General features: G+C 54.5%; 12 protein-coding genes. 5 read left to right on the top strand and 7 right to left on the bottom strand.

Annotated elements, in window-relative coordinates:
• Positions 1 to 6 precede the first annotated feature (6 nt).
• Entirely contained in the window at positions 7 to 804 is a 798-nt protein-coding gene (locus tag QA646_RS08650; RefSeq protein WP_283058656.1) for a hypothetical protein, read from the bottom strand.
• Positions 805 to 1233: 429 nt separating this feature from the next.
• Between QA646_RS08650 and QA646_RS08655 the strand changes: the two genes are divergently transcribed.
• Positions 1234 to 1782: a hypothetical protein gene (locus tag QA646_RS08655; protein ID WP_283058657.1), complete on the top strand. Its 549-nt coding sequence runs from the start codon at positions 1234 to 1236 to the stop codon at positions 1780 to 1782.
• A 509-nt stretch (positions 1783 to 2291) separates the two neighbouring features.
• Here the strand turns inward: QA646_RS08655 and QA646_RS08660 are convergent.
• From QA646_RS08660 to QA646_RS08680, 5 genes are all read right to left on the bottom strand, one after another.
• Positions 2292 to 2978, bottom strand: coding sequence for a hypothetical protein (locus QA646_RS08660; RefSeq protein WP_283058658.1), 687 nt, complete (start codon positions 2976 to 2978; stop codon positions 2292 to 2294).
• Positions 2979 to 3095: 117 nt separating this feature from the next.
• A complete protein-coding gene (locus QA646_RS08665; protein ID WP_283058659.1) occupies positions 3096 to 4070 on the bottom strand; it encodes a hypothetical protein in 975 nt (324 codons plus the stop codon).
• 1032 nt (positions 4071 to 5102) lie between these two features.
• A complete protein-coding gene (locus QA646_RS08670; RefSeq protein WP_283058660.1) occupies positions 5103 to 6983 on the bottom strand; it encodes a caspase family protein in 1881 nt (626 codons plus the stop codon).
• A complete protein-coding gene (locus tag QA646_RS08675) occupies positions 6980 to 7726 on the bottom strand; it encodes a CHAP domain-containing protein (protein WP_283058661.1) in 747 nt (248 codons plus the stop codon). Before QA646_RS08675 ends, QA646_RS08670 begins: the two co-directional genes overlap by 4 nt.
• 517 nt (positions 7727 to 8243) lie before the next feature.
• The gene (locus QA646_RS08680; protein WP_283058662.1) at positions 8244 to 8480 is read right to left on the bottom strand and encodes a DUF4147 domain-containing protein; all 237 of its coding nucleotides are present in this window, start codon (positions 8478 to 8480) and stop codon (positions 8244 to 8246) included.
• A 426-nt stretch (positions 8481 to 8906) separates the two neighbouring features.
• Here QA646_RS08680 and QA646_RS08685 point away from each other — a divergent pair, with 426 nt between their 5' ends.
• Both QA646_RS08685 and QA646_RS08690 read left to right on the top strand, forming a co-directional pair.
• The gene (locus tag QA646_RS08685; RefSeq protein WP_283058663.1) at positions 8907 to 9755 is read left to right on the top strand and encodes a hypothetical protein; all 849 of its coding nucleotides are present in this window, start codon (positions 8907 to 8909) and stop codon (positions 9753 to 9755) included.
• A 31-nt stretch (positions 9756 to 9786) separates the two neighbouring features.
• Complete coding sequence (locus tag QA646_RS08690; RefSeq protein WP_283058664.1) at positions 9787 to 11067, top strand: caspase family protein; 1281 nt, start codon at positions 9787 to 9789, stop codon at positions 11065 to 11067.
• A 187-nt stretch (positions 11068 to 11254) separates the two neighbouring features.
• Here the strand turns inward: QA646_RS08690 and QA646_RS08695 are convergent, their stop codons facing one another.
• On the bottom strand, positions 11255 to 11689 hold the full coding sequence (locus QA646_RS08695) for a DUF1998 domain-containing protein (protein WP_283058665.1): 435 nt from the start codon (positions 11687 to 11689) through the stop codon (positions 11255 to 11257).
• Between the two features lie 79 nt (positions 11690 to 11768).
• Between QA646_RS08695 and QA646_RS08700 the strand changes: the two genes are divergently transcribed.
• Both QA646_RS08700 and tnpB read left to right on the top strand, forming a co-directional pair.
• The gene (locus QA646_RS08700) at positions 11769 to 12203 is read left to right on the top strand and encodes a transposase (RefSeq protein WP_283058666.1); all 435 of its coding nucleotides are present in this window, start codon (positions 11769 to 11771) and stop codon (positions 12201 to 12203) included.
• On the top strand, positions 12200 to 12553 hold the full coding sequence (gene tnpB / locus QA646_RS08705) for an IS66 family insertion sequence element accessory protein TnpB (RefSeq protein WP_283058667.1): 354 nt from the start codon (positions 12200 to 12202) through the stop codon (positions 12551 to 12553). The genes QA646_RS08700 and tnpB overlap by 4 nt, the downstream gene beginning before the upstream one ends.
• Positions 12554 to 12580 lie beyond the last annotated feature (27 nt).

Here is a 12580-nt window from a genome sequence, read left to right on the forward strand (position 1 = left end):
CCGTGGTCAGGAGTTCGTGAGAATCTTCAGGGAGTTATTCTGCGGAAGCATGACCATTGTCTCGGACGACACCACATCGGTCAGGTCCATCGCCAGGATCCGCCTGACGTGAAGCGCCCTGAGCTTGGCCCATCCAACAGGTCCGTCCCCCAATGCTGCAACGATCTCCGCGGCGGGTTTGCCCCCGTGCCGAAGTGCCAGCTCGACTGCCCAGACGTCCGTCTGGTTTACGTCGGTGTGTCGCCATGAGACAACGCTAGCCGCGATGCCAAGATCGCCCTCGAACAGATCTTCCGCCCTCTGGATGACAGCGAACTCGAAGCCCAGTCTTCGGTACACCTCCTTGGCCAGTTCCAGCTTGCGAATGTATTTCGGGTCCCACTGACGGGTATCTCGCTCATCCTTGATCTCGACGATGACTATCTTGAGTAGGTCATCCGGCTCGTCCTGCGAAGGGGCAAGGGCCGCGGTCGAGAACGGAATGCCGTTTCGGAGATCGTCCAGGAACGAAGGATGGACCTTGAGCAGAAGATCTGGAAAATACCGAAGTGGAGATTTCTGCTCCCGGACGTTGATCTCCAGCCGGTGAGGCTGAGCAAGCAATTTCACCACTCTGCTGGACGCCTCGGCCAACACCATTGCGGCCTTTTCCCCATGTCGCGACTCCCAGGGCATCTGTGCAAAATCCGCCTTCACCGAGATGAAGAAGCCCGTATATTTCGTCTGACGGCCGTTCACGATCCGTCGGACTGGCCCTCCGTCGACCGACGTCAGTATCCGCGCGACGGGCTTGGCCTCTCCCAAACGCCGATCCGATCGCAGTTTGACGCCAGTCGAAGACAGCAGCCTTGCGACCGCCTTCCTGTCGGCTCGGCGAATGCGCTTTGCTTCGGGTTCCACGAGCATCTTACGATCCTTTTCCATGTTGATGCCCTTGCACGCGGGCGCACGTGTTCGAACACGCAATACTCGGACCGCCGCAGTCTGACGGATTCAATTTGACCCAAGCGGAGGGCGCAAGCAGACGCTCCCGGCGGGGCACGCCGGGGAACTATGCCCTCGAAATCGAGGTGCTTGTTTTCAAGCGAGCGACATCCACCAGCAACTTGATCCGGCCGGCTGACTAAAGCTCCAAATTACTGTAGTGTTACTGCCAAGGTGATTTTCTCAACGCGACTCACCTTCCTTTAGATAATAAAAGTGAACCCCATAAGAGTCCAATGGCATTCCGATATGCAACAAAATCGTTCGCTTTTGACTGATATAATTGCGCTGACTAAACCAGGAAGAGCCGGCGCGCGGGAGGACGAGACTGCATTGGTTTCTGCGTCCCGCGAGAATGTTCGGGAAGCGATCCAGATCGTCAGGTCCGAAATCGATGACCTCACCTCGATCCTCGTCAGCGTGCAGACACTTCTGGGGCAACGAAAAGAGCGCGAAGAACAGCTCATTAGAGCCCAAGCGCTTCTTGACGAGACGGACGATGGCCAGACCCGCATCCCGGACAACTTCGCCTCGAGACGACGAGAAAGGCGTTCCAGTCTGGCCTGGGCGGTTCGACGCGAAGCGTATCTTGCTCTAAAGAGGATCGGCAGACCGCTCAGTCGAAGGGAAATCCATCAAGAGCTGGTACTGGCCGGCGTGGAATTCAAAACCGAACCAGGTGAGCCGACGCTCCAAGCGATCACAAAAATCATGTGGAAGGCTTCCGAATTCGTATCGACCGATGACGGGTACTGGCTCGCGGACGAGACCGCAACGCCACGCAGACAGGACGCATAAGCTGTCTTTCTTTGATCGTTTCGGGCCTGAGCAATCTTCTGTCTCGCTTCCATGGCATTGGCGGCGGACCGCGACTCCTACGCTTGCACGAGCACATTCCAAGGCTCAATTTCAGACATTCCTTTAAACGAAAGGATTCAATCCCTGTTTTTCGGAAATAGATTCTCCCTGTGGCGAAGGATTCGTCTCTTTTGTTTGGGAAGGACTCGTCATCATTTTTGGTAAAAGGCTCCATTGTCCAGCAAGGATTCGCGACCGATCGCGAAAAAGACATAGGAGAGCCTCGCCCGCGAAAGCCCATATGATAACGCTGTGTTCCGGCGTGCAAATTTGGCCTTGGCTATCAAACACCGACGCCCTATGCGGCTCAGGTCACCCCGATCGACTAACGGTCCGCGCAATGGCAGCGCTGCGCATCTTGCCCATCGCTTCAAGTTAACCTCCGGCCTCCAGCCGCGAAGGGGCGAGCATCTACGTTCACGGAAAGACCATCTGGCCGTCGCCGCGGCTCATACCTTTGTAAGGACCAATCCGTAGAACAGGCCCTTGCCGGAGGCACTAAGCTCCTGATTGCTCTGGATCGAGCCGCCGAACGCCGCCAGCAGCGCCTTGAGCACCAGTCCCTTCGCTTCCGCCGACGCGCCCATCTTCATCTGTATCGAATACGTCACGTCGGCGCGAATGGCCTGTTGAGTCTGGTACGCCAGTGACCTCGACGAGAAATCCGCCAGGATCGCCTGGCAGTCGGGGCCGAGCGTGCTTCGAATATGGTGGAGATCATCGAGGGCCAGTTGTTCGACGGTCACATCCGTCAGCTCCAGCGTGACCGAGTCGACGTAGTTCAGGCTAGCCCCGAGGCCCATCTTCGTCAGCGTTCCCGGATCGAGTGACAGGGAGGTGCTCAGCGAGCGCGAGGCGGTCTGCGTCGCGGCGGGGTCCACGATCGGTGGAGGCGCGTGTGTGAAGTCGGGGCGGCACAGATAGGTGAGCTTCAGGGGCGGAGAAAACCCCGTTCCCTTAGCGGACGTCACTAGCGAGCCCGGACCGAACGCCGTGGACGGGAGTGCAACCGCGTCGTAGCCCAAGGCCGTGAGGGTCGAGTTAAGATCTGCCGTCTCTTTGGCCTGCTGCTGCCCGATGGTGTTGCAGGACGTCGCCATCAGGCAGAGCAACAGAAGCATAGCGTGACGTTTCATCGGTGAATGTCCCTGGTCATTTAAGGTCGACGGCGAGATATTTCGGTTCAGCTGTTTCGGGGACGGGTGTGCATTGTCCTTCAGCCAAATTCAGTTTTCGATTGATCGCGCGGACACTCAGTTTCCCGGCTGGATGCTGTCGTAGGCCGCGCCGAGACGCTGCATCATCTGATGTCGGCGTTCGTGGCCGTAGCTTACGAGCTCACGGGCGATACGTTTTCGTGGGTCTGCTTGGGCGCCAGCCGTCTTGACTGCGGCATCCGCCGCGCCTTTCGAGGTGCTCCAGATTCGCGCGACGACAAACGCCTCGTCGGTCGGGTCCACGTTTTTCTCGAAGGCAAGGCGTTCGAGCGTCGGGTGCCACACTTTCCGCAGCCAGTAATCCACAATCCACTGCTGGACCTCTCTGTCTCGAAGTCCCGCGCGGGCCCAAGTGCGAAGGACCTGCCACCGTTCTGGATCGAGTTCGTTGGTCGGGTTGTGGTCATGGCAGTACTTCTGGCCACCCCACATAACGGCATCGTGCCGGAAGGGCTCCCCATTCAAATCGGCCATGATCACGGCAGAATGTCCTGAGCATGGTCCGCCTCTGGCTCTAACTGAGTCGTATCGGAAGCCCTGTCGAAACTGCTTCAGGTCATTTGCGGAGGCGGGAATGCGCTGCGCTATCTCGTCGAAAAGGTCTTGTGCCATGCCCGTGTCGAGGTGCGGCAGTCCGAGTCCGCCAAGCGCGTAGCTCATCACATGCTTGCCGACAGTGATGTCTTTCGGCCCCGCCCAGTCCCGCCCAGCAGGATCCTTCGGTGCCGGGCCGTCCCATGCGACACCCCACTCGGCGACAGATACCGCTAATGTCAGCTCGCCTAAGGCATCAGTCGCGTCGGCGATGGCCGCATCCGCCTTGTTGCACTCGGGCGGGCGGTCCGACACGGCGCACTTGGCGGCCATGTCGTGAGCGGTGCGGCGCGCCAACTTGTATGCCTGTATCACCTCGACAATTGTTGCGCCGGGTAGACGCTCATTCTTTCCGTTGTCGTCGGCATTGTCAGACCAGCCCTGCTCGAGCACTGTCTCGAAAACTTGATTCTTCAAAGGCGAGTCCGCGAGCGCTGGTACCGACGACGGAGAAACGAGGACAAACGAAAGAAGACATCGCGACGCAACCCTGGCGTTCCGCAGTGGACCGCACCAGATGGACGACCCAGTTTCGCGAGACAAATGCATGGATTCCCTCCCGGTCCGCTTTCGAGATGTGTGGCATGTGCGAATTTGGGCGCGACGGGCGGAGGACGCCAAGCGACGCAGCATATACAACAACGGCGTCCAATCCACGTCGACCGCGGCTTGCAGATCGCCATTTCTCGCTTCTACCACGAACGCAATTCGCTCGAGCTGCTTGTTAGGATCCTCGCAGCGGCACCCAGTCGTCTGACTTTGCCTCTCAAGCGGCCAAAGTAGCAAGTAGAATAGCAAGCAATAGCAACCGTCCCATGCGTGTCCCCTTCGAGGACATGTTGGATAACTATACTTTCTGTATGCTTTACACGAAAGAGTTACACGTTTGCATGCATCTGTAAATAGGCATTATTCTGCACGTTGCGATATCAATACTTTGAATTCGTTAAAGCGTTCGTACCCACACCTTATCCACCGGTGTACCAATCGGGCGTCGAATACCATATCGATAGTGAGGCTTACATATCCGCTGCCCGTGAACTGTAGCCGGGCGAGAGCAGTTGCCGTAGAGCAGTCAAGTGTCTCCACCGACGTAGCGGGATCCTTGCCGTCGACATGGGCGAGTCAAACATCTTCGTCATTAAGGAATAGGCTGTGGTAAGGAGCTGAGATTGGCGGAGACACTTTGAGGTTCCTGATCTTTTTTGGGGGGTGACACAAAGCATGCGTCGATGTTCGGCTGAACGTTGCCCTCAGGTTTTCGACGGGCCTTCAAATCCTCAACGTCCAGGAATAAACGCTGCTCGACGGCGAATGTAGCACATCGACGAGCGACGCGATTCGACAACTCATCGAGCCATCTTAGCTTAGCTCCAACACCGGGCCCCAGGTGACCTGAAACGAACCCAATGACAAAGTAAGGGGTCGGAATTGATTGGGCTTTGGAAGCTACTTGCAGGCCTTCTCCCCGGCCGGAGCGCTCTTGCAGACTGTGATTTTCGCCCCTGAGAGGTTCTCGACCAATTCCTTGCCCTTGCTATATGGAATTTTATTGGCAGCCGAAAGGGCCAGGTCGAATTCCTTAGCGGAGATTGCCGCATCTTCTGCAGGCATCGTAAGAGACTGCCCGGCGAGAGCCACACCTAGCCCGAGCTGATAGCGATATGTCTTCCGGGAGAGCTGGTGTGAGAGAAGCGTAACGATTCGGCCGCGCGTACTCTCCTGTTCCGAGAGCAGCGCTTGTCGGAGGTCTAGTCTCGACTGGTGGCGTGTAGGCGCATCTTCGGACAAGAGGAGGTCGGTTAGATTTCTGTAACGGTCTAACGCGTCTGGATCCACCGTAACCGAAGTTTCCGGCTGGTCGGTCGGTTTAAGAGTCAAATCAGAATACTGCTGATAGGCGTCAATCTTGGCCTTGAATTGCGTCGTCGCCTCCCGGACGCTCTGCGCGCCGGGATCGTTATCCTTGCCTGCAATGGCCAGAATCGCGTCAGCTTGTTTGACTTGGCTGTTAGCGTCATTTCCGAGAGGGGTGACGTGCCGTGCAAAAACGGAGGACCATTGAGAAGGATCGCCAGGCAAGTTTCTCACGCTGGTCGTCGTCATGTCGGCACTCAATTCGCTGAGCTGACGGCTATTAAGCGACGTCTTGTAATTCAGGAGGACATCGGCATAGGTGGCCTTGTCCTTTTGCAAGCCTACTGCCGTGACATCAAACGTAGATGCCTCAACTTGTTTCCAAGCTTCGACAAACCGATCATCTTCGACCAGCGACTGTAAGGCCGTGTCGTCGCGAAAGAAAACCATGCTCCCTTCTTGATAGTAGATATCATCGGGAAGATATCTGAACACTGGGAAGGCAACTTTGTCAGGGCCTAGCTTTCTCGAGATTCGTGGCGGTGTCTGACTCTCAAGGTAGGGACCGATTTCCCCGAAAGTCGTCCAGCGTGAGAAGTCGGTAAATTCGGTATTTCGACCGAGCAGGATGTCCGACAGCAGATCTGTCATCACGGAGGACGTCGGAGCGACGTCGGTGCCTGTTCCTGCGGCGAGGAAAATACGCGCGGGCTTGCCCGAATGCACCAAGGCGAAGAATGGCAAATCAATACCTTCCTTGTCGCTCGGCTTGTAGATCCAGTTGCCCTGCGCGTCCATCGGGAATACATCGGTCTGTTCTTTTGCCTTCGCGGAGAAGGGTTCAGAAAACTGAGCGTCGGATGGGTTCCCTTCGAATCCGAAGAACGAACCGGAAAAGCACGAGTCAAAAATGAAAAGTACGTGCCGGGGATCCGGCATCTCGGCCCAACTGGCAAACATCGAAAGCGGAATCGCACGCTGTGCCACCTCCGTTTCCTCGGCATTCTGCGGATCCTTTGCGTCAACGGGAACGAAATATCCAACTTTGTATCTGATCATCTGTCGTGTGTAGCCATGCCCACTGAGGTACACGATCAGCCTTGAGTTGTGAATTGTCCCGTACTTTCGCATGAACTGATCGATGACGCTGATCAGATCAGCCGATTTCAAATCAAAGTGGACCTCCACCTTGAAATGCTGATGTTCAAGTCCCTTAGTCAGCTTCTTAATTTCTGGCGGGATCAAGGTTAAGCTGTCCCATCCCTCTGTATAGTTGACTTCTCCGACAACGAGAGCGTGGCTTTCGGAGTAATAGATTTCAGGCTGACCATTGTTATCAGCAATCGTCATAGCCGTAGCGGCGTCTTCAATCGCAGTTTCGTAATATGGCTTCGGCAGCGCATCTTGCGCCAGCACCGTTCCGGAGGCGCCAAGGCTTAACGCAAAGAGGAGACCGATCACCCCACGCATCATTTTGTCGGTCTCCGGATTGCGACAAGCCGTTTGGGGCCGGCGTAGAGCCTGAACTGCTGACGCGAGAGCTGATCATGTTGGTTGCCGCCAACGCACCAGGCTACCGTCTTTTCATCATCTGCCCAGCCGTCGAAGAATGCGACATGTCCATGGGCGGTATCCCCCACATCCCTAAACACGATAATATCTCCCGTCTTTTCAGGCACAGTGTCTGCCGCAGCCGGATGTTTCTGATCTCCCAGTGCAACGGGGAATTTATCGAAGTCTCGATATGAGGCCGACGCCGCACTGCCCGAGCTCGGATAATTGCAGCGGCGCAAGACCCATCCCATGAAGGCCGCGCACCAAGGCGTGACATCTCCCTCGGGTTTTGTGCTAGTCGCGGCAAAGAACGCCACGATTAGCGGGTTGGCCGGAGACATATTATTCTCGCTCGGCCATTCCCATACCCCGCCATATGTGGGATCTTTCATCATTATCTTGGCAAGCTCGACAGGAGCCTTATCCTTCGGGAGCCCGATGAGGTATTTTGCCGCGTCGATTACACGCTGATCGCTTGGCGCGAGTATTCTAGATCCTTTTCCGGGCTCGCTTTCAACGGAGATCCATTCCGCATTGCCAGCGATCCACTCTCTCATTACGCCGATGAGTTCATCCTGCTCCTGCGCGAGCGCTCGGCCCGGCAGAAATGCCGCCGTCGCGAGGATCGATGCGGTCCCTAAGTTGAACTGTCTTCTTAGCACATCCCCCTCCATTTGCTAATTTAGATAATAATGCATTACCTTCGATTGTGTAGTAAATCGAAAAACGCGCAATCTGCTCGCGTGATTTATCAAAAAATTTGAGAGAAGCCGAGGAATGCAACTTCTTTCGCGACAAAGTAAAATTGGACCGACGGCTTGCGATTACCCATCTTTGGAGGACCCACCAACGCGGCAGATTTAAGTTACTTAGAGATCGTCGCTCGGCGTTACTTTGTGTGCTGCGCATGATTTTTTAGGTTTCTTACAACCATTCCTAGGCAAACTTCTGCATTTGTCTAGGCAGTTTCCCGCGCTTCGCAATGAAATCCTACCATCGATAGATCCGGTGTCGATTGGCCCTCGCCTGCCAACGGTCCGCACCTCTATCCCTGCCGTTGCTCTCCGATGCGATTTTGCATTCGTCGCCCCGGCAGCATGACACTTCGGAGCCATCGCGCCTCCCCAGATCGACAATGTCGTCATCGATGGCCGAGATCCATCCATCCCGAGCACGAACTCAGCCACACCTTGTAGTAGTACGATCTTTGCGGAAGATGAAGTTCCGTAACCACATCTTCAATTTCAGCAAAAAGATGGACGCCCGCGTGAGCCCGCCGAAGAGGGCCGGAAGCAAAGCGGAGCCGCCGCAGGAGATCAACGCGACGACAAGATCGTCTTCGCGCAGCACATGGGCCATGTCCTGGATTCGCTGGACGGCTCTCAGACCCGCATCGTCGGGAACCGGATGAGACACCTCGATGATCTGGATCCACTTGTCTCTGCCGCATGTCCATATCGCATGACCACAAGCCCCGTAACCGGGTTTAGTCTTATGTCTAACGAGTTTCGACAGGTTGATTTGATGATCGGTGCCGTTTGTTGGGATTTTGGAGGTGCGCCTTGAGGTCTCAACGATCGAAACTTCGTCTTCCGTATCCCAGTCATAAGACTGCGAACAGGTTCGAAATCCGCGTGCGATGAACGCTGCATTGCTGTCTTGCGATCCTTTTATTGGCGCGCGTAATCCAGAATTGCATAATTATTTACCTAATTTGGCTGCCTTTTTTTCCGCCAAACTTCCGCTACCATGACGCGAGCTGAGGGTCATGAGCTGAGGAGTAGACGAGTATTCTCCGGCAGCGCGGGAAGGCAAAACAAACCACTATTTCAGGAGGACGAGATGAATAGGCGTGAGATTTTGCGAGGTTTGGCATGCATTTCCTTCTTGTCATCAAATATTAAATATGCCTTGTCTGAAGACCAAACGCTAGCTTCTTCGATTGATAGCAGGCTGGACGCCCTATCGAATAATCCAAGACTTATAGACTTGTTGCGCCAAGTCGGGCCTTCAGAGGGAGTTACATTCCTACGAGGTATATTGACTCATGGTATTGCAGGGCGGCACAGATCAGATAGGCCGATTTCTGAGCGAGCTAAAAAATTAATCGTCACATTCGAAGTATCCAACGAGAAACACTACACTGCCTCCTTACAGAAGCTAACCTGGCCTTACGGTAGCTCCGGCCCGACGCTGGGAATTGGATACGACATCGGTTACGTTAACAAAAAGATATTCGACGAGGACTGGACGGACTATATCGACAAAAATCGGATTGATGTCATTTCGGCCGGTTGTGGCCTTACCGCTGCCAATGGTAGGGACTTTGTCAAGAAGAATCAGCAAGTGTCGATATCTTGGGATGAAGCGAACAAGCAATTCCGCGATCAGATGTCGCCGTTTCTTGTTGGAGAGACTTTAGCTGCCCTCCCCAAAAACGCCGAGCAGCTATCGCCAGACAGTTTAGGCGCCCTGTGTTCGCTCGTCTACAACCGCGGCGCCAGTTTTCAAGTCGCGGATGATCGGCACACCGAAATGCGGAACATCCGCCGGCTAATTGCTCAAGGTCGGTTTAAAGACGTTCCAAACGAAATAACCAATATGAAACGCATATGGCGGGGCGTCCCCAACATGGAAGGACTTCTGATCCGTCGTGACCTGGAAGCTAAGCTTTTCCGGGCTGGCTTATGATCAACAGGATGTCTGTGGGAGGACTCACACCATGCGCTTGCTTCAAATTGCGTTATTGTTGTTGGCGTATCTATGCACATTCTCATCCGCGTATGCTGAGCGAAGAGCGGTAGTAATCGGGATCAAAGACTACCAAAACAATGGTATACCGCATCTAGTAAACAGCTTAACCGATGCTGATCTGATTTCCCAAAAACTATCGTCCGTAGGTTTTAACGTCAGCGTTCTAAAAAACGAAGATGCAACGGCTCCAAAGTTCGCCACCTTTTGGCAGGGTTTTAAAGAAAATACAAATCCTGGCGACGAAGTCGTCATTTATTTTTCTGGACATGGTTTCTCCAAGGACGGCTCGAACTTCATTGCGCTGCAGGACATGCCATCGCCCACAAGTGATATGCCATTTTCAAAGTTGAGAACGAAGCTGATTAACATCACCGATTTGTCCAGAGAATTAGAAGAACTTGATGTACAAATCGGAGTGATAATACTTGAAGCATGTCGCGAGAATATCTTTGATCCTTCGACCCACGCCCCCATAGGTTCTGGAGGGCTCGTTGTCAAAACGGAAAATAGAGGTACGGTGATTTGGTATGCCGCATCAAACGGAGAGGTAGCAAAAGATTCTGACGCGACGGATTCCGTTTCGAAGGGATCAACATTCACAAGAGTGATTGTCGATAATTTCGATCAATACAAAACTACCGACATCGAGCGCTTCGGAAAAGAGATGCGCAAACCCGTGTATGATGCCGCGCAACCCATTGCCCAACATTCTGAAATGGCGTCTAACATATTTTTTGACTGGTGCTTCACCAGTTGCGGTACAACTACGCAAGCTTTGTCTGTTAAAGTGTTTAACGCCGATAGACCTAGCTTAGCGAGCTATAGCGCCGTTTCCGAGGAAAAACTCACGAATTTCATCGCATCCCAAGATTTGGTCAGTAATAATACCATTCACGTCGTGCCGATCGACCCAAAATTTGCAAACGTGCGGTTGTACCCCAAATACTCCGGCAATAATCAACTTCAGGCAGCGACGGGGATTATTGCTAAGCTTCAGGAGTCTGGAATTTATGCGGCGACACCGGATCAAGATGATATTGGCCTGTGCAAAAAGTACTCGGTCCCAACCGTCATCTATCACGCGGATCAGGAGAAAGATGCAGCGCAGGCATCCGCGGATCTAGTAACCGCTGCAATCTCCGCGGTTGAAAACCAGTCCCACATCACAGCCGCTACCGAGCAGCATCCAGAATCGACCGGCAAATTTACACCTTTTAGATTTGCCTTATGCATGTCGGGCCTTCGCTGAACTAATGAACAGTGCCATTGGCTCGGGGACGATGGCGACCGAACGAACGGCGGGCGTGTAAAGCCATCCGATCCGCTACGAAACGAGCCGCTGTGACCACCATGGCCATGGGATGCGGCACAGATAGGATTCGTACGAGCATTTCCGCCCTTAGCAGATGGTGCTGGGAGGCTGGTCGTAACATTGGTCAATCACCATGACAGAAGAAGGCGGCGGAGCCGGCGATGATCCTAACCAATAGATTCCGGTCAAGAAAGACATTTCGTTGCTCGCAACTTGTTTCCGCGATGAGAAGGCAGCCGTGGCACGCCGCGCCATGGAGCGCTCTGTCCTCTGATGCCTTGGTTGGGTCGTGATCAGCACAGATGGGATCACCAGAACATAGCCCGAGACGGCTGAGAGCAGACGCAATGACGTTCGGTAAGCGGCGGGTGACCTCAACCAGGCCACCGAGCGTTCCCTGATTGCCGGCGCTTGCGGTGTAGATGAGGATACCGCATTCCTTCGGCTGGCCTGGTACACCAGGAATGAGATAAAGGCGCTCCTTCAACGAGCTTGCGGGATAGCCGCAGTCGATCGCCACCTCATTGATCAGAGCATGAGAAAGGCTGTGCGTATCCATACGAGGTGAGCCGCCTTTTAAATTCTAGCGAAGCGTTTCAAACCTGTCCTTATTCCCAGGCATAAGGACAGTTGCGCACATGGAGATTTTTGAAGGGGACAGCGGCTCTCGGGTGTCCCGTCTTGAGGTCATCCATACCGGTCGGCGGCGTCGGTTTACGGAAGACGAGAAGCTGAGGATTGTGGCAGAAAGCTTCGCAGGGAGAGGCCGGGCGTCGGCCATAGCCCGTCAGTACGGCATTAGCCGATCTCTTTTGAACCGTTGGCGCAAATCTGTTCGACAGGGTTTGCATGGCAAGAAACAAAGCGATGGTTTTGTGCCCGCCTACCTCGTGGGGGAAACTTTTGCGGCGGTGACGTGTGGCCCTGGACCGGTTGCGGTGGAACCGGCGTTATCGGCCGCTGACGAGCGCATGGAAGTTGTGAGTTCAAACGGTCGTCGGGTGATTGTGGGTAGCGGTGTCGATATTGAAGCGCTGCTTCGGATCGTGCGCGGACTGGAGACGTTGCGATGATCCCGCTTCCTTCGGGCCAAGGTGTGCGGGTATGGATTGCGACGGGCCATACGGACATGCGGTGTGGGTTCGCATCGCTGGCATTGCGGGTGCAGGAAATTTTGAAGCTGAACCCTCTGGACGGCAATCTTTTTGTGTTTCGCGGTCGCAGCGGATCGCTGTTAAAAGTGATCTGGAGTGACGGCCAAGGGAGCTGCCTTTTTACAAAAAGATTAGACCGTGGCCGGTTCGTCTGGCCTTCTGCCGAAGGCGGAGCGATCGCGATATCACCCGCGCAGCTCAGTTATCTTCTGTCCGGGATCGACTGGAGGCATCCTCAAGAAACCTGGCGGCCGACGAAGGTCGGCTAGCATTATTCAATTGAAAATACAGGGGAA

Origin of the sequence: Rhizobium sp. CB3090 (genome assembly GCF_029714285.1) — a bacterium.
GTDB lineage: Bacteria > Pseudomonadota > Alphaproteobacteria > Rhizobiales > Rhizobiaceae > Rhizobium.

What these genes read in the sequence shown, in the direction of transcription:
- QA646_RS08690 (WP_283058664.1), top strand. Translation starts at nt 9,787, where the DNA reads ATGCGCTTGCTTCAAATTGCGTTATTGTTGTTGGCGTATCTATGCACA.
- QA646_RS08685 (WP_283058663.1), top strand. Translation starts at nt 8,907, where the DNA reads ATGAATAGGCGTGAGATTTTGCGAGGTTTGGCATGCATTTCCTTCTTG.
- QA646_RS08700 (WP_283058666.1), top strand. Translation starts at nt 11,769, where the DNA reads ATGGAGATTTTTGAAGGGGACAGCGGCTCTCGGGTGTCCCGTCTTGAG.
- QA646_RS08670 (WP_283058660.1), bottom strand. Translation starts at nt 6,983, where the DNA reads ATGATGCGTGGGGTGATCGGTCTCCTCTTTGCGTTAAGCCTTGGCGCC.
- tnpB (WP_283058667.1), top strand. Translation starts at nt 12,200, where the DNA reads ATGATCCCGCTTCCTTCGGGCCAAGGTGTGCGGGTATGGATTGCGACG.
- QA646_RS08655 (WP_283058657.1), top strand. Translation starts at nt 1,234, where the DNA reads ATGCAACAAAATCGTTCGCTTTTGACTGATATAATTGCGCTGACTAAA.
- QA646_RS08695 (WP_283058665.1), bottom strand. Translation starts at nt 11,689, where the DNA reads ATGGATACGCACAGCCTTTCTCATGCTCTGATCAATGAGGTGGCGATC.
- QA646_RS08660 (WP_283058658.1), bottom strand. Translation starts at nt 2,978, where the DNA reads ATGAAACGTCACGCTATGCTTCTGTTGCTCTGCCTGATGGCGACGTCC.